The 15,544-nt window shown below is 56.7% G+C and carries 15 protein-coding genes; 13 read left to right on the forward strand and 2 right to left on the reverse strand.

Annotation, left to right across the window (positions count from 1 at the left end; all coding sequences use genetic code 11):
• Positions 1–24: 24 nt before the first annotated feature.
• Entirely contained in the window at positions 25–885 is an 861-nt protein-coding gene (locus VXK30_RS02815) for a GNAT family N-acetyltransferase (protein ID WP_275715988.1), read from the reverse strand.
• 17 nt (positions 886–902) lie between these two features.
• Positions 903–2,399, reverse strand: a complete 1,497-nt coding sequence (pap, locus tag VXK30_RS02820; protein ID WP_275715990.1) for a polyphosphate:AMP phosphotransferase — start codon at positions 2,397–2,399, stop codon at positions 903–905.
• A 294-nt stretch (positions 2,400–2,693) separates the two neighbouring features.
• On the opposite strand from pap, the gene ruvC reads away from it, so the two are divergent.
• The 13 genes from ruvC to VXK30_RS02885 all read left to right on the forward strand — a co-directional run bounded on the left by ruvC (position 2,694) and on the right by VXK30_RS02885 (position 15,529).
• Complete coding sequence (gene ruvC, locus VXK30_RS02825) at positions 2,694–3,209, forward strand: crossover junction endodeoxyribonuclease RuvC (protein WP_275715992.1); 516 nt, start codon at positions 2,694–2,696, stop codon at positions 3,207–3,209.
• A gap of 21 nt (positions 3,210–3,230) precedes the next feature.
• Positions 3,231–3,833 (forward strand): Holliday junction branch migration protein RuvA, encoded by a 603-nt coding sequence (gene ruvA, locus VXK30_RS02830; RefSeq protein WP_275715993.1) that lies wholly within the window; start codon positions 3,231–3,233, stop codon positions 3,831–3,833.
• A 164-nt stretch (positions 3,834–3,997) separates the two neighbouring features.
• Entirely contained in the window at positions 3,998–5,011 is a 1,014-nt protein-coding gene (gene ruvB / locus VXK30_RS02835) for a Holliday junction branch migration DNA helicase RuvB (protein ID WP_275716381.1), read from the forward strand.
• Positions 5,012–5,045: 34 nt separating this feature from the next.
• The gene (gene glmM, locus VXK30_RS02840; RefSeq protein WP_275715995.1) at positions 5,046–6,395 is read left to right on the forward strand and encodes a phosphoglucosamine mutase; all 1,350 of its coding nucleotides are present in this window, start codon (positions 5,046–5,048) and stop codon (positions 6,393–6,395) included.
• A gap of 115 nt (positions 6,396–6,510) precedes the next feature.
• Positions 6,511–7,374: a class I SAM-dependent methyltransferase gene (locus tag VXK30_RS02845; RefSeq protein ID WP_275715997.1), complete on the forward strand. Its 864-nt coding sequence runs from the start codon at positions 6,511–6,513 to the stop codon at positions 7,372–7,374.
• Complete coding sequence (locus VXK30_RS02850) at positions 7,371–8,273, forward strand: energy-coupling factor transporter ATPase (RefSeq protein ID WP_442868005.1); 903 nt, start codon at positions 7,371–7,373, stop codon at positions 8,271–8,273. The genes VXK30_RS02845 and VXK30_RS02850 overlap by 4 nt, the downstream gene beginning before the upstream one ends.
• A complete protein-coding gene (locus VXK30_RS02855) occupies positions 8,260–9,126 on the forward strand; it encodes an energy-coupling factor transporter ATPase (RefSeq protein ID WP_275715999.1) in 867 nt (288 codons plus the stop codon). The genes VXK30_RS02850 and VXK30_RS02855 overlap by 14 nt, the downstream gene beginning before the upstream one ends.
• The gene (locus VXK30_RS02860) at positions 9,119–9,934 is read left to right on the forward strand and encodes an energy-coupling factor transporter transmembrane component T family protein (protein ID WP_275716001.1); all 816 of its coding nucleotides are present in this window, start codon (positions 9,119–9,121) and stop codon (positions 9,932–9,934) included. Before VXK30_RS02855 ends, VXK30_RS02860 begins: the two co-directional genes overlap by 8 nt.
• Before the next feature lie 36 nt (positions 9,935–9,970).
• Complete coding sequence (gene truA / locus VXK30_RS02865) at positions 9,971–10,720, forward strand: tRNA pseudouridine(38-40) synthase TruA (protein ID WP_275716004.1); 750 nt, start codon at positions 9,971–9,973, stop codon at positions 10,718–10,720.
• Between the two features lies 1 nt (position 10,721).
• Positions 10,722–11,954, forward strand: coding sequence for a DUF5711 family protein (locus tag VXK30_RS02870; RefSeq protein WP_275716006.1), 1,233 nt, complete (start codon positions 10,722–10,724; stop codon positions 11,952–11,954).
• A gap of 76 nt (positions 11,955–12,030) precedes the next feature.
• Complete coding sequence (locus VXK30_RS02875; RefSeq protein ID WP_275716008.1) at positions 12,031–12,549, forward strand: CvpA family protein; 519 nt, start codon at positions 12,031–12,033, stop codon at positions 12,547–12,549.
• Positions 12,550–12,565: 16 nt separating this feature from the next.
• A complete protein-coding gene (locus VXK30_RS02880; protein WP_275716010.1) occupies positions 12,566–13,177 on the forward strand; it encodes a CDP-alcohol phosphatidyltransferase family protein in 612 nt (203 codons plus the stop codon).
• 63 nt (positions 13,178–13,240) lie between these two features.
• Positions 13,241–15,529: an ATP-dependent Clp protease ATP-binding subunit gene (locus VXK30_RS02885; RefSeq protein ID WP_275716012.1), complete on the forward strand. Its 2,289-nt coding sequence runs from the start codon at positions 13,241–13,243 to the stop codon at positions 15,527–15,529.
• Positions 15,530–15,544: the final 15 nt, after the last annotated feature.

The following is a 15,544-nucleotide window of genomic DNA, read 5'->3' on the forward strand; positions in this document are numbered from 1 at the left end:
CCCGCCGCGCCCGGTTTTCTTATTTTAATGGAGCGTCAGCAGATCATAATCATACTGCGTTTCCGTATCAAATCCGCTTGTTATGTACAGCTGATAGGCAGCGCGGTTGGTGCTGGCGACCTCCAGCGTAATCTTTCCGTCCCGCGGTATCAGCCGTTCCAGCAGCAGGCTCAGCGTTTCGCGCCCGTAGCCTTTTCCCTGGTATTTCGGTACGATGCCGAGTCCGAAAATGGAACGGTTTCCGTTTTCCGTGCTGACGTTGCACATTCCGATCGGTTCATTTCCCAAAAAAGCGGAATAAACGTTCATTGCGGGGGACTGCAGCGCTTTTTTCATAATGGACACGGATTCTTCCAGACTGTCGCCGAACAGCTCGGAATCCAGCGCGGCCAACCGGGGGATATCCGCTTCGCAGGGAGTTTCCAGCCGGAGGGTACCGGCCGGTTTGCGGAATTTGGCGCGGTCAAACGCCAGTAAATATTCCGAATGGGAAGGAACGGCCGCAAGCGTTTCCAATGCGCGCTTTGCGTCCGCGCCGCGGGGCTCGTGTACGAAAAGCACCCGGTGGATTCCCTGTCTGGCAAGCGTTTGTGCGGCCTTTTGGAACAGCAGAGTGAAAGCGCCCCTTTGCCGAAATTTGGGCAGCGTGTACGCCGAAACCTCCGCTTCCCCCTCCAATATCATAAAGAGGGACAGGAAAGCAATGAGCCGGTCTCCCTCGTACGACAGATAAAAGCAGTCGGCGCGGGGGTCAAGATTGAGCTCACCGGACAGAAATACGGAGCGTTTCAGTCCCTCGTGCTCCTGACAGATTGTTTCCAGCTCCCGTACCTTTTGGATTTGCTCTTCGGTCAGTACATTGGTCTGTATGCAGTTTATTTCCATCACATCTTTCTCTTTTTTTATTCGAACCGTTCCCGTATCGCGCCGGTGATGATTTCCAGCGCCTGGATGCGCCCGTATTTTTTATCCTGGGATTCAATGATGTGCCACGGGGCGAACTGGGTCGAGGTGTACTGCAGCATGTCGTTGACGGCGGTTTCGTATTCCTCCCATTTGGAGCGGTTGCGCCAGTCCTCGTCCGTGATCTTCCACTGCTTGGACGGCGTGCTCTGCCGGTCCTGAAAGCGTTTCAGCTGTTCGTCCCTGTCGATCTGCAGCCAGAATTTGACAATCACCGCGCCCCAGTCGTGAAGCTGGTCCTCAAACTCGTTGATTTCACGGTAAGCCCTTTGCCAGTCCTCCGCCGTGCAGAAGCCTTCGATCCGTTCCACCATGACGCGCCCGTACCAGGAACGGTCAAACACCGCGATGTGTTCGTCCTTGGGCAGGTTTTTCCAGAAACGCCACAGGTAGTGGCGGGCGGCCTCCTCACGGCTCGGCGCCGCGATGGGGACCACCTCGTAGCCTCTCGGGTCGAGCGCCTGCGCAAGGCGGCGGATATTCCCGCCCTTTCCGGCGGCGTCCCATCCCTCGTAGACGATGACGACGGGTACTTTCTTCCGGTACAGCTTTCCGTGCAGCGCGCTCAGCTCGTCCTGAAGCTCGCGCAGGCGGGGCTTGTACCTTTTTTCATCCAGCGTTTTGTCGAGGGGGATTTCCGCGAGCTTCGGCATCGGCAGCAGCGGAAAATTCCCCGGATCGACGGCCGGATTTTCGTTGGAAACGGTCGGCGCGGCTTTTGACTGGGGCTTCAGGGCGGCGTTGATGCAGTCGACGACGACGGTGCGGAAAATCTCCAGCTCCGCGGCGGTTTTATCCGTACAGGGGACGACGTGCCACGGCGCGTTTTCCGTGGAGGTGTATTCCAGCATCTCGTCAAACACCTGATAATAATCCTCGTACCGGCGGTTGCGTTTCCAGTCGGTCTCCGTCACACGCCATGCCGTGTTTTTGGAGCTTTCCAGCTGTTCAAACCGTTTCTTCTGCTCCTTTTTGCCGATGTGCAGAAAAAATTTGATGATCAGATATCCGCTGTCCGTCAGTTGGCGCTCAAAGGTCTTGATATCGTCCATGCGGCGCAGGTTTTCCGCGTCGCTGACGCTGTCCTCCAGTTTCGCGACCGAAACGTCCCGGTACCAGCTCCGGTCGAGCACCGAAATTTTGCCCTGCTCGGGAATATTCAGCCAGTGCCGCCACAAAAGCGGTTCCCGCTTTTCCCGCTCCGACGGCTCCGTAACGGAATGCACCTTGAACCCGCGGGGGTCAAAATTTAAAATCAGGCTGGAAATCAGGCTGCCTTTTCCGGCCGCGCCCCAGCCCTCGAAAAGAATGATGACCGGCAGCTTGTTCTGCTTGATCGGCTGCTGCAGGGCGGCCAGCGCTGCTTTCAGCTCCTTTGCCCGCTGTTTGCCGTCTTTTTCGGATATTTCCGTTTTCTTGTCTGCCTTTTCCAGCATAGGGACACCTCCTGCCTTTGTACTGATTATATACTAAAATTCATCAAAAACAAATATAACTTTGACGAAATTACCGATAAACACCCGCCGGGAAAGTGCCCGGCTTCTCTTCACTATTGAGTGCGTATGTGGTATAATAGCCGCAAAGCGGCTATGATACCGGCTTCGCCAATTTATCAATATACCACAGCGGCGCGCTGCGCCTGTGGTATAAACGGATATTATGGGTTGCCCCGGCAATGGCGCGGTATACGCCGGCGGCACGAAAACCGGCGGGACAGGGGGGCGGAAAGCATGATCATACTCGGAATAGACCCCGGATACGCCATTGTGGGCTACGGAGTCATCCGCGCGGACTGCGGCAGGTTTCAGCCGCTGGAGCACGGCGCAGTCGTCACGAAGGCGGGAGAGGATTTCAACCGCCGCCTGGAAATCATTTACGATTCGCTGGAAAAGGTAATCGCTCACTGGAAGCCCGAAGCCGTAGCCATAGAAAAGCTGTATTTTCAGAACAATCAGAAAACGGCCATCGGCGTGGCGGAGGCCAGGGGCGTCATTCTTCTTGCGGCGCAGAAGGCGAAGATCGAGGTTTTTGAGTATACGCCGCTGCAGGTGAAAATGGCGGTCACCGGCTACGGGCAGGCAATGAAGCCGCAGGTGATGGAGATGACCAGGCGGCTGCTCTGCCTGAAAGAGGTGCCGAAGCCGGATGATACCGCGGACGCGCTTGCCATGGCGATCTGTCACGGGCAGGCGGCGGGTTCCGTTTTCCGCCGGCGGATGCTGACCCGTTCGGACTGTTTCAAATAAAGGAAAAACAGGAGCAGGAAAATGTTCTACAGTTTAAAGGGAAAGTTAATCCATATGGAGCCGGGGCTTGCGGTGGTGGAGTGCGGCGGGGTCGGCTTCAAGTGCCTGACGACGCTCAGCACCCAGCGCACGCTGCCCGCCCTTGGGGAGCAGGCCACGCTGTACACGCACCTGAACGTGCGCGAGGACGCGCTGGACCTTTTCGGCTTTGCGACTTTGGGCGAGCTGAACTGCTTTAAAATGCTCACGGGCGTCAGCGGAGTCGGTCCGAAGGTCGGCCTCGCGATTCTTTCCGAGCTTGCCCCGGAACAGGTCGCCATGGCGGTCGCCACCGGGGACAGCAAAACCCTTACCCGCGCGAGCGGGGTGGGCGCGAAGCTCGCGCAGCGCATCACGCTGGAGCTGAAAGACAAGGTAAAGGGATTGCAGACCGGCGGGGCGGCGTTTGTCCCCGCGGGGATCGTTTCCGCCTCGTCCAACGCGGCCGCGGCGGTCAACGCGCTGACAGTGCTCGGCTATTCACCCACGGACGCCGCGGCGGTGGTCGGACGCTTTGACAGCGCCCTGCCGGTGGAGGAGCTCATCCGCCAGTCGCTGAAGGCGATGGGCGGCGGCATGAAATAATTTTTTTACTTAATAGAAGATAAGTATAACACAAACAGGGACTATAAAAGAGAAGTAAAACAAAAGAGCCAATGAGAATAAGGGAATCCCTGAAATGCAGAAGGAGGGAGAACCGGAAGTTGAATTACGAAGACAATACAAACGACTATGATTTTGAAAACCGTATGGTGGCACCGGAGTATGCCCCGGAGGATGCCGAAGTGGAAAATCCGCTCCGGCCGAAGGTGCTTTCGGAATATATTGGACAGGATAAGGTAAAAGAGAATCTTTCCGTCTTTATTGAAGCGGCAAAACAGCGCCGGGAGTCGCTGGACCATGTTTTGCTCTACGGCCCGCCGGGGCTGGGCAAGACGACGCTCGCCGGAATCATCGCGAACGAGCTGAATGTCAATCTGCGCATCACGTCCGGCCCCGCGATCGAAAAGCCGGGCGATCTGGCGGCGCTTCTGACCAACCTGAACCCGGGCGACGTTTTGTTCATCGACGAGGTGCACCGCCTTTCCCGCAGCGTGGAGGAAATCCTGTACCCCGCCATGGAGGACTACGCGCTGGATATTATCACGGGCAAGGGCCAGATGGCGGCTTCCTATCATCTGCCGCTGCCGAAATTCACGCTGGTCGGGGCGACCACCCGCGCCGGTCAGCTTTCCGCGCCTTTGCGCGACCGGTTCGGCGTCGTGCTCCGGCTGGAGATGTATTCCCCGCAGGAGCTTGCCCGAATTGTGACCCGCAGCGCGAAAATACTGGAAATCCCGATCGAGGCGGACGGCGCGCTGGAAATCGCCTCGCGCTCGCGCGGCACGCCGCGAATCGCCAACCGGCTTTTAAAGCGTGTGCGCGACTTCGCGCAGATCATCAGCGACGGCGTGATCACCTACCATTCGGCGAAGGTCGGCCTTGACCGGCTGGAAATCGACGAAATCGGGCTGGACGCGAACGACCGGAGGATGCTGAGCACGCTGATCCGCTTTTACAACGGCGGGCCGGTCGGGCTGGAAACGCTTGCCGCCGCCATCGGCGAGGAAGCCGTGACCATTGAGGATATCTACGAACCCTATCTGATGCAGATCGGCTTTTTAAGCCGCACCCCCCGCGGGCGCTGCGCCACTCACGCGGCGTACCTGCACCTTGGCCTGACCCCGCCGGGGCAGGAGGACAGTCAGCAGAAACTGTTCTGAAATCAACAATAAAACATATTAGGAGTTGCTTATAATGGGAAGACTTTTTGGTACGGACGGTGTCAGAGGAATCGCGAACAGCGAGCTGACCTGTGAAATGGCTATGAATATCGGCCGCGCCGCGGCTATGGTACTGACGGACGGCAACCACAGGCATCCGAAAATCCTGATCGGAAAGGACACCCGCCTTTCCTCCGATATGCTGGAAAGTGCTCTGACGGCGGGCCTTTGCTCCGTCGGGGCCAACGTGGTGCAGCTCGGCGTCATCCCGACCCCGGCGGTCGCGTTTCTGGTCGGAAAATACAAGGCGGACGCGGGCGTGATGCTAACGGCCAGCCACAACCCCTGTGAATTCAACGGAATCAAAATTTTCAGCGGCGACGGCTACAAGCTGCCGGACGCGCTGGAGGAGCAGATCGAGGCGATCGTGCTCGACCATGCGCAGAAGCCGGACTGCCCGGTCGGCGGAAATGTGGGGAGCGTTTCCCGCGCGGAAAACGCGGCGCGCGACTACATTGACCATATCAAGAGTACGGTTCCCTTTTCGCTCGACGGTATGCGCATCGGCATCGACTGCGCGAACGGAGCGGCAAGCCGCACGGCGGAAAGACTGTTTACCGAGCTGGGCGCGGAATGCCACATGCTGGCGGACCGTCCGGACGGGGTCAATGTCAATGAGAACTGCGGCTCCACCCATATGGAGAGCCTGATGTCCTTCGTCAAGGAAAACCGTCTTGACGCCGGCGTTGCCTTTGACGGCGACGCGGACCGCTGCCTTGCGGTTGACGACAAGGGACAGCTGGTGGACGGCGATTTCCTGATGGCGATCTGCGCCGCGGATCTGAAAAGCCGCGGAAAGCTCGGCAAAAACACCGTGGTCGGAACCATTATGACCAACATGGGCTTTAACCGTTTCTGTGACGACAACGGCATCAAGTTCGCCGCCACCAAGGTCGGCGACCGCTATGTGCTGGAAGAAATGCTGCTGGAGGGCTATAACTTCGGCGGCGAGCAGAGCGGGCACATTATTTTCCTCGACTTTGCCACCACCGGCGACGGAGAAATGACGGCAGCGCAGCTGCTGAGCATTGTCCACCGCAGAGGGGCGAAGCTTTCCAGCCTTGCCACCCTGATGACGCGCTACCCGCAGATCATCGTCAATGTGGAGGTCAGCGCGGAAGGCAAGCTGCGTTTCTACACCGACGACAAGGTAAAGGACGCCGTCGAAAAGGCGAAGCAGAAGCTGGGCGACAGCGGGCGCATCATTGTCCGGCCTTCCGGCACGGAGCCGCTGCTCCGCGTTATGATCGAGGGGGAGGACCCCGAATATATCAGCGTGCTGGCCAACTCCGTGGCCGATACCGTGCGCGACAGGCTGGCGTAAAAGCCGGATCAACCGGCTTCACAAATAAATGAATTCATTTCAGCAGTTTCCTCCGGGCGCTAAACGGAGCGACCGGAAAGGGAATGCTGTAAGAAGATATAGAGTAGGGAATAAATTGAGAACTGCAAACTGGAAGGATTACGAACTGCTGGATACGTCCGCGGGGGAAAGGCTGGAGCGCTGGGGCGATATCGTCCTCATCCGGCCCGACCCGCAGATCATCTGGAATACGCCGAAGAAGCATCCTTTGTGGCATTCGGCCCACGCGCGCTATCTGCGTTCCTCCACCGGGGGCGGAAACTGGCAGGAGCTGAAAAAAGTGCCGTCCATGTGGAAAATAAACTATGGGGAACTGACCTTTCAGCTGAAAACCATGGGCTTCAAGCACACGGGCATTTTTCCGGAACAGGCCGTGAACTGGGACTTCGCGATGGAAAAAATCGCGGAGGCGGGCCGGCCGCTGAAGGTGCTGAACCTGTTCGGCTATACCGGCGCGGCGACGTTGGCCTGCCTGAAAGCGGGCGCGCAGGTCTGCCATGTGGACGCGTCGAAGGGTATGGTCGCCTGGGCGAAGGAAAACGCCGCCGCGTCCGGCCTGGAATCCAGACCGGTCCGCTGGCTGGTGGACGACTGCGTGAAATTTGTGCAGCGGGAACAGCGCCGGGGCAACGCCTACGACGGCATTATTATGGACCCCCCGTCCTACGGGCGCGGTCCGGGCGGCGAGGTGTGGAAGCTGGAGGAACAGCTTTATCCGCTGGTGGAAATGTGCGTGCCGATTCTTTCGGAGCATCCGCTGTTCTTTATCCTGAACTCCTATACGACGGGGCTGTCCCCGGCGGTAATGGAATATCTTCTGGGCGTGCTGATTCAGAACAAATTCGGCGGCCGCGTTTCTTCCGACGAAATCGGACTGCCGGTGACCGAAAGCGGGCTGGTGCTGCCCTGCGGCAGCACCGCGATATGGGAAAGTAAATGAACGATAAACAGGTAGGTACAAAAATGGATTATATCAAAGCGGACGACATCTCCTTCAGCTATGACGAGCCGGAAATCGAAGAACAGCACGAGGTCCTGAAGGGCGTGTCGCTCGGTATCCGCAAAGGCGAATTTGTAGCCCTTCTGGGCCATAACGGTTCCGGAAAATCCACGATCGCCAAAACCTTCAACGCCATGCTGCTGCCCAGCGGCGGCAAGGTGTATGTGGACAATATGGATACGATGGACGAGAGCGTGATCTATGAGATCCGCCGCCGCGTCGGCCTGGTGCTGCAAAACCCGGACAACCAGCTTGTCGCGAGTATTGTTGAGGAGGACGTGGCGTTCGGTCCGGAAAACCTGGGCGTGCCGCCCGCTGAAATCCGCAAACGGGTGGACGACGCGCTGAAGGCGGTGGAAATGTACGATTACCGGCTGAACGCGCCGTACAAGCTTTCCGGCGGGCAGAAGCAGCGCATCGCCATTGCGGGCATCATCGCCATGCAGCCGGACTGCATCGTGCTGGACGAGCCCACCGCGATGCTCGACCCCCGCGGGCGCACCGAGGTTCTCAATACCATCCATAAGCTGAATGAGGAAAAAGGGATCACCATCGTCCTGATTACGCATTATATGGACGAGGCCGTACAGGCCGACCGTGTGATCGTCATGGACAGCGGCAATATTCTGACCGAAGGGACTCCGCAGCAGGTTTTTTCCCAGGTGGAGCTGCTCAAGAAGCATCAGCTGGACGTGCCGCAGGCCACCGAACTGATTTATCGTCTGAAAGCGGGCGGGTTTGACCTGCCGGACTGCGCGCTGACCATTGAGGAATGTGTCGCGGCGCTTGAGCCGCTTTTAAATAAAGCATCTTTAGGAGAAACGTATGCCGATCATTGAGACAAAGAATCTGACCTATACCTACGGGGAGGGAACCCCGTTTCGCAAGACGGCGGTGGACGACGCGAACATCTCCATCGAACCCGGCGAATTCATCGGGGTCATCGGGCACACCGGCTCCGGGAAGTCCACCTTTATCCAGCAGCTCAACGGCCTGCTGCGCCCCACTTCCGGCACCGTGCTGCTCAACGGGAAGGACATCTGGGCGGAGCCGAAAAAAATCCGCTCCGTGCGCTTTCAGGTCGGCATGGTCTTTCAGTATCCGGAGCATCAGCTTTTTGAGGAAACCGTCTTGAAGGATATTGCGTTCGGCCCGGGCAACATGGGGCTCGATAAGGATGAAATCCTCAAGCGCGCGCGCTGGGCCGCGGATTTTGTGGGCCTGAGCGGGGAACTGCTTGAAAAAAGCCCGTTTGAGCTTTCGGGCGGGGAAAAACGGCGCGCCGCCATCGCGGGCGTCATTGCCATGGATCCGGAGGTGCTGATTCTGGACGAGCCCACGGCGGGGCTTGATCCCCGCGGGCGCGACGTGCTTTTAAGCCAGATCGTCAGCTACCACGAGGTCAGGCACAACACGATCCTGCTGGTTTCCCACAGCATGGAGGACATCGCCCGCACCGCGGACCGTGTTCTGGTGATGAATTCCGGCAAGGTCGCCATGTTCGAAGAAACGGAAAAGGTGTTCGCGCGCGACACGGAGCTGGAAACAATGGGCTTGCGCGTGCCGCAGATCACGAAAATCATGGCTGTTTTAAAAGCGAAGGGCTACCCCGTTACCACCGTTCTGACGATTGAACAGGCGCTGCGGCAGCTGATGCCGCTCTTGGAAAGGGGGAGCAGGAAGCATGGTTAGAGATATTACGCTCGGGCAGTATTTTCCCGGAAAGTCCTTTATTCACCGCCTTGACCCGCGCGTGAAAATCGTCATTACTTTCGTCTATATCGTTTTTATTTTCGTAGCCTCCAATTTTGAGGGCCTGCTCACCATGTCGGCGCTGATTCTGGGGGTGCTGCTCCTGTCGGGCGTTCCGCTGAAACAGTATTTTAAAAGCCTGAAGGCTATTTTGTTCGTGGTGATCTTCACTTCCGTGCTGAACCTGTTTTACGGCGGCGGCCGGGTCCTGTGGAGCTGGGGCTTTGTTCAGATTACTTCCGGCGGCGTATCCAATGCCGTTTTTATTACCATCCGCATTGTCAGCCTGATTCTTTTCAGTTCCGTCCTGACCTTCACCACGTCCCCCACGGAGCTGACCGACGCGCTGGAGCGGATTATGAAGCCTTTGAAGCTGTTCCACGTCAAGGTGCATGAGATCGCCATGATGATGACGATCGCGCTCCGCTTTGTGCCGACGCTTCTGGAAGAGACCGATAAAATCATGAGCGCGCAGAAGGCGCGCGGCGCCGATATGGAAAGCGGCGGACTGATGCAGAGAATCCGGTCGCTGATTCCCGTGCTGATTCCGCTGTTTGTCTCCTCCTTCCGGCGGGCTTACGACCTGGCCATGGCGATGGAGTGCCGCTGCTACCACGGCGGGGAAGGCCGCACCAAAATGAAGGTGCTGCATGTGTCCGGACTGGACGCGGTCGCGGCCGCGCTGACGCTCGTCGTCTGCGCGGCGGTGATTTTCTGCGGAATCTATTTCCCGGCGTCCCTGCACTGAGAAAGAAAACGACGGCATGGAGAAAGGAGCGGCACAATGAGAAATCTTCTGCTGACCATTTGTTACGACGGCTCTCATTACCACGGCTGGCAGATCCAGAAGAACGCCGTTTCCGTACAGCTGGTTTTTCAGGAAGCGCTTTTCCGGGTGATTGGGGAAAGGCCGGACATCAAGGGCTGCAGCCGCACCGATTCGTTTGTACACGCCCGTCAATACTGCGTCAGCCTGAAGACGGAGCATGCCATTCCCTGCGAGCGTCTGGTTGGCGCGCTGAACCATTTTCTGCCGGAGGACATGGCGGTGCTGAACTGCCGGGAGGTATCCCCGGATTTTCACGCGCGTTATTCCTGCAAGGGCAAGGAATATATCTATCGGATCTGGAACCATCCGGTCCGGAACCCCTTTCTGAACCGCCGTGCGCTGCACTACTGGTACAGTCTGGATGAAAAGCGCCTGAACGAAGCCGCCGCTTTTTTTGTGGGAACGCATGACTTCACGTCGTTCTGCACAATGGATGCGCGCGAACGGGGCAATATGACGCGTACCGTCACCAAAGCGGAGGTGAAAAGAGAGGGCGACCTCGTCACCTTTACCGTGGCGGCGGACGGTTTTTTATATAATATGGTAAGGATTATGGTCGGTACGCTTCTGCGTGTGGCGCAGGGAAAGCTGGAGCCGCGGGATGTGGAACGGATCCTTGAAGAGAAAAACCGCAACGCGGCCGGGCCCACCGCGCCGCCTTACGGACTGTTTTTAAACCGTGTTTTTTATGAGGATGTGAAATAACATGAGCGACAGGGGGCAGCGGTTCGACACAACCGAAATAGATACAGCCAAATACCAGCAAAGGATGGAAAAGCGCAGGAAAAAGCGCCGTGAACGGCGGGAAAGCCGCGTCCCGCGCTGGGTGTATAAAATTATTCTGATCCTGATTCTTTGCGTGTTTTCCATGCTGATCTGGTTCAACCGCTATAATCTGACCCCGTCAAACGTGCTGGAATGGGTGCAGAACAGCGTGGTCGGCATGGGAATCGGCGACGGTTTCCCGTCCAGGATTGTGGGAAATTCCGTTTCAAAGGGCAATTTCCAGTCGATGAATAAAGAGGCGGTCGTCGTCAGCGATACCGCGCTGACGGTGCTGAACTCCACGGCAAAGGCCGTCGTCAGCCGCCAGCACAGCTTTTCCCGGCCTGTTATGAAGGTCGGCGGCAGCCGGATTCTGATCTATAACCTCGGAGGAAAGGGCTATCGGGTGGAGAGCCAGAGCAAAACGCTCGTGAAAGAGGACGGGCAGCAGAACATCCTCGCCGGGGCGCTGGCGGTAAACGGCCGTTACGCGCTGATTACGCAGGCGGACGGCTACTTAGGGTGCCTTACGGCCTACGCCGCCGACGGCAAGGTCCTGTTCCACTACTGGTTTTCCGATTATTATCCCACCGCCGTCGCGCTGAGCGCGGACGGCACAAAAGCGGCAGTCGCCGCGGTGAGCGCGAAGGACGGGGCGATGACCTCCGCCGTATACCTGCTCGATTTCAGCAACAGCAAGCCGGTGGAGCCGGCCGCGGTTTATGCCGAAAATATGATGCTGGATATTTCCTACAGCGGCAACGGCACGGTGACGGCGGTCGGGGACCGTCTGACCGCGGTGATCGGCGCCGGCGGAAAAACAAATTTTGATTATCAGGGACTGCATCTGTCAGCATATAGTATGGATAGCGGAAAGACCGCTTTGGGGCTGACGCCTTACGGAAGCGCCGGAAACGGCAAGCTGGTTGTGCTGGACGACACCGGCAGCGCCGCGGCCTCCGTCCCGCTTGCGCAGCCGGTCGAATCCCTTTCGCTTTACGCGGACGCAATGGCCGTCCTTTCACAGGGGCAGGTACGTTTTTATTCCGCCGCGGCGGGTACTCTGACCGGAACCTGCGACGCGGGGAGCGATGCCAGGGCGATTGCCCTTCATGACGAGACCTCCGCCTATATTCTGGGTGTTTCGGAGATTCGTCTGGCTAACAGCAAATGAGTCCCCTTGTAGTTGACGGCATTTTGTGTTATATTAAATTTCATATGAAAAATCATATGGGTCAGGGAGGCAGAAATTGGGCACAATATTGGATGTGACTTTTTGCGTAATAGCCTTGTGTTTTGTGATTTCAGGCTTTAAAATAGGGTTTGTCCGGTCGCTGGTGGGATTGGTTGGTTCCGTTTTTGCCATTGCCGCCGCGATTGTGCTGTCCAATTACCTGACGGGCGCAATCTGCCTTTCTCTTGCCAAGCTGAGCCCGGTGACGGTGTTTGGCCGCGCGGCCGTTAAGGTCATATCGATCCTGGTACTTTTTGTGATTCTTCAGCTTTTGGTTCAAATGGTTTCCCGCGCGCTGGACGCCGTTTTCAGCCTGCCGCTCCTGCACGGGGTCAACTCCCTGCTTGGCGGCGTATTCGGGCTGGTCAAGGGCGCGGTGGCCGTGGTGGTTCTTTGTGCCGTTCTGCAGCTTTCCCTTCCGTTCCTTACGGCAAAATTCCCGCAGATTAACGAGAAGGAAATCACACAGTCCAATATTTACAAGTATGTATATATTCATAATCCGGTATATTTACTGTACCAGGCGGAAATTTAGAACGAGGTAACTATGAATGAAAAATAGGAACAAGAATATTAATATACCAAACGGGCTGTCGGTTTTGCGCATCATTTTGATCGCTCCGTTCGTTTATTATTTTATGCACAATAAACTGCTGCAGGCGGCGGTGGTGCTGATTGTTTCCGGCCTTACCGACATGTTCGACGGAATCATCGCGCGCAAATTCAACCAGTCCACGGAGCTGGGGCAGATGCTTGACCCTCTGTCCGACAAGTTAACGCAGGGCGCGGTCGCGATTTGCCTTGCCATTGAAGAGCCGGTTCTGATTCCGCTTTTGGGGATCTTCGTTCTGAAGGAAGCCGTCATGGTGATCGCCGCCTGTTTCTTAATTAAGAAGAACAAAAGGCCCGGCGGTTCCAAATGGTACGGTAAGGTTGCGACCACTCTGTTTTATGTTTCCTTTGCCGTGATCGTGGCAATGAAGGGAATCTGGAAAATTCAGGACCTGACCGTGACGATTGTCCTGCTTTCCATTACCGCCGCGTTTATGATCTACGCTTTTGTCCAATATTTTAAAATGTATCTTTCCATCCTGCACTCCAACGATCCGAAAGATGCCATGAACCTCGATGAGCTGATGGATAAGAAATCAACCAGAAAATAATTTCGGAAACAACCTGATGACGGTATATATTTATTTTTGAAAGAGAAGAAGTGATGGATGCCTATGATGTGTTCGAGATGCCATAAAAGGCCGGCGGTTGTGTTTATTTCACCGACGGTAAATTCCAAAGAAAGCCAGGGCCTCTGCCTTGTCTGTGCCAAGGAGCTCGGCATAAAGCCGGTCAATGATCTGATGGAAAAAATGGGGATTACCGAGGAACAGATGGAGGCAATGGAGTCGGAACTGAATGAATTGATGACCGCCAACGCGGACGGCACGGAAGAGGAGGACAGCGGTGACGACGGCTTTGTGCCGGGCGGAGCCGCGACTTTTCCTTTTCTTCAGAATATTTTCTCCGGCAATGAAAGCAGCCCGGAAAAAATTCAGAATAACGAACCGGTCAAAAAGGACCGACGGGAAAAAAGAAAGACCAAACGCAAGCATCTGGACGCCTATTGCACCAATCTGACCGCAAAGGCGCAGGCGGGTGAGATCGACAACATCGTCGGCCGCGACAAGGAAATTTCCCGTGTGATCCAGATCCTGAGCCGCCGCACGAAAAACAATCCCTGCCTGATCGGGGAACCGGGCGTCGGAAAAACCGCCGTGGCGGAGGGGCTTGCCCTGCGTATCGCGAAGGGGACCGTCCCCGCAAGGCTGATGAGGAAGGAAATCCATCTGCTGGATTTAACGGCTCTGGTTGCCGGAACACAGTTCCGCGGCCAGTTTGAAAGCCGCATCAAGGGCCTTGTGGACGAGGTGAAGGCGGAAGGGAATATCATACTGTTTATCGACGAGGTGCACAACCTTGTCGGCACAGGCGACGCGGAGGGCTCCATGAACGCCGCCAATATCCTGAAGCCGGCGCTCTCAAGAGGCGAAATACAGGTAATCGGCGCGACGACGTTTGTGGAATACCGCAAGTACATTGAAAAGGACGCCGCCCTGGAAAGGCGTTTCCAGCCCGTTACCATAGCGGAACCCTCCGTAGAGGAGACCGTAGACGTGCTGATGGGCATCAAATTTTATTATGAGGCGTATCATCGGGTCCGGGTGCCGGAGCAGATTGTACGCAAGGCTGCGGTCCTTTCCGAACGGTATATCAACGACCGTTTTCTGCCGGATAAGGCGATCGATCTTCTGGACGAGGCGTGCGCCTGTGCCGCGCTGAGAAATATTCCCATGGCGGATTATGATTCAGCCAACTTTGAGCTGGAAAAGCTAAAGGAGCGTGAGGAAGAGCTTACGGCGGACGACGTTCAGCCGGATTATGAAAAGCTGGCTGCGGTGCGCACCGAGATTTCCAGGCTGGAAGACAAAACGAGGCAGCTGGCCCCTTTGGCGCTGGGAGCCGAGGTAGAGGAAAAAGACATCGCGCGCGTGATCGAGCTCTGGACCGGTATCCCCGCGAGCAGAATTCAGGAAAACGAGCTGAAAAAGCTGGCGGATATCGAGGGCATTTTAAATTCGAAGGTTATCGGGCAGCAGGAAGCGGTAAAAGCTGTTTCGGCGGCGATCCGCCGCAGCAGGGTGCAGATCAGCCCCCGCCGTAGGCCTGCGTCTTTTATCTTTGTTGGTCCCACCGGCGTGGGAAAGACCGAGCTGGTCAAGGTGCTGTCAAAAGAGCTGTTTGACACGCCGGAGACACTGATACGGCTCGATATGTCCGAATTTATGGAGAAGCATTCGGTGTCCCGCATTATCGGCTCGCCGCCGGGTTACGTCGGCTACGACGAGGCCGGTCAGGTCACGGAGAAGGTCCGCCGCCGTCCGTACTCGGTTCTGCTGTTTGATGAAATTGAAAAGGCGCATCCCGACGTGATGAACATCCTTCTGCAGATTCTGGACGAAGGCCGCATTACCGACGCGCACGGCCGCACCGTCAACTTCGAAAATACCGTCCTCGTCATGACTTCCAACGCGGGCAGCGAAAAGAAGGAAGGCGCGCTGGGATTTGCGAAGAGTGCCGCCGACGTCACCCGTGAAAAGGCGATGAAGGCCCTCTCGGACTTCCTGCGCCCGGAATTTTTGAGCAGGGTGGATGAGATCATCGTGTTCCGTTCGCTCAGTGTGGACGATTTTGAGGCCATTTCCCACCTGATGCTGAACGAGTACGTCGGTTCCCTGAAGGAACGCGGTATCCGGCTGGTTTATGACGATAAAGCCACCCATTATCTTGCGCAGCACGCCTTTGGCGGCAAGAGCGGCGCCAGGGACCTGAGAAACCTGATCCGCCGCCAGGTGGAGGATAAGATTGCTTCTCTGATCGTAGAGAATTACGGCGATACGGTCACCGGCATTGCCGTGACGGCGGATGAAAAAGATGGGATTATCCTGAATGTTTTGAAATAAAAATTAAAAATTTGG

This window comes from Caproiciproducens sp. CPB-2, assembly GCF_036287215.1.
Taxonomy (GTDB): domain Bacteria; phylum Bacillota; class Clostridia; order Oscillospirales; family Acutalibacteraceae; genus Caproiciproducens.

Bases quoted from the DNA above. Each gene is read 5' to 3' on its own strand.
- VXK30_RS02815 (WP_275715988.1), bottom strand. From the start codon at position 885: ATGGAAATAAACTGCATACAGACCAATGTACTGACCGAAGAGCAAATC.
- pap (WP_275715990.1), bottom strand. From the start codon at position 2,399: ATGCTGGAAAAGGCAGACAAGAAAACGGAAATATCCGAAAAAGACGGC.
- ruvC (WP_275715992.1), top strand. From the start codon at position 2,694: ATGATCATACTCGGAATAGACCCCGGATACGCCATTGTGGGCTACGGA.
- ruvA (WP_275715993.1), top strand. From the start codon at position 3,231: ATGTTCTACAGTTTAAAGGGAAAGTTAATCCATATGGAGCCGGGGCTT.
- ruvB (WP_275716381.1), top strand. From the start codon at position 3,998: ATGGTGGCACCGGAGTATGCCCCGGAGGATGCCGAAGTGGAAAATCCG.
- glmM (WP_275715995.1), top strand. From the start codon at position 5,046: ATGGGAAGACTTTTTGGTACGGACGGTGTCAGAGGAATCGCGAACAGC.
- VXK30_RS02850 (WP_442868005.1), top strand. From the start codon at position 7,371: ATGAACGATAAACAGGTAGGTACAAAAATGGATTATATCAAAGCGGAC.
- VXK30_RS02855 (WP_275715999.1), top strand. From the start codon at position 8,260: ATGCCGATCATTGAGACAAAGAATCTGACCTATACCTACGGGGAGGGA.
- VXK30_RS02860 (WP_275716001.1), top strand. From the start codon at position 9,119: ATGGTTAGAGATATTACGCTCGGGCAGTATTTTCCCGGAAAGTCCTTT.
- truA (WP_275716004.1), top strand. From the start codon at position 9,971: ATGAGAAATCTTCTGCTGACCATTTGTTACGACGGCTCTCATTACCAC.
- VXK30_RS02870 (WP_275716006.1), top strand. From the start codon at position 10,722: ATGAGCGACAGGGGGCAGCGGTTCGACACAACCGAAATAGATACAGCC.
- VXK30_RS02880 (WP_275716010.1), top strand. From the start codon at position 12,566: ATGAAAAATAGGAACAAGAATATTAATATACCAAACGGGCTGTCGGTT.
- VXK30_RS02885 (WP_275716012.1), top strand. From the start codon at position 13,241: ATGATGTGTTCGAGATGCCATAAAAGGCCGGCGGTTGTGTTTATTTCA.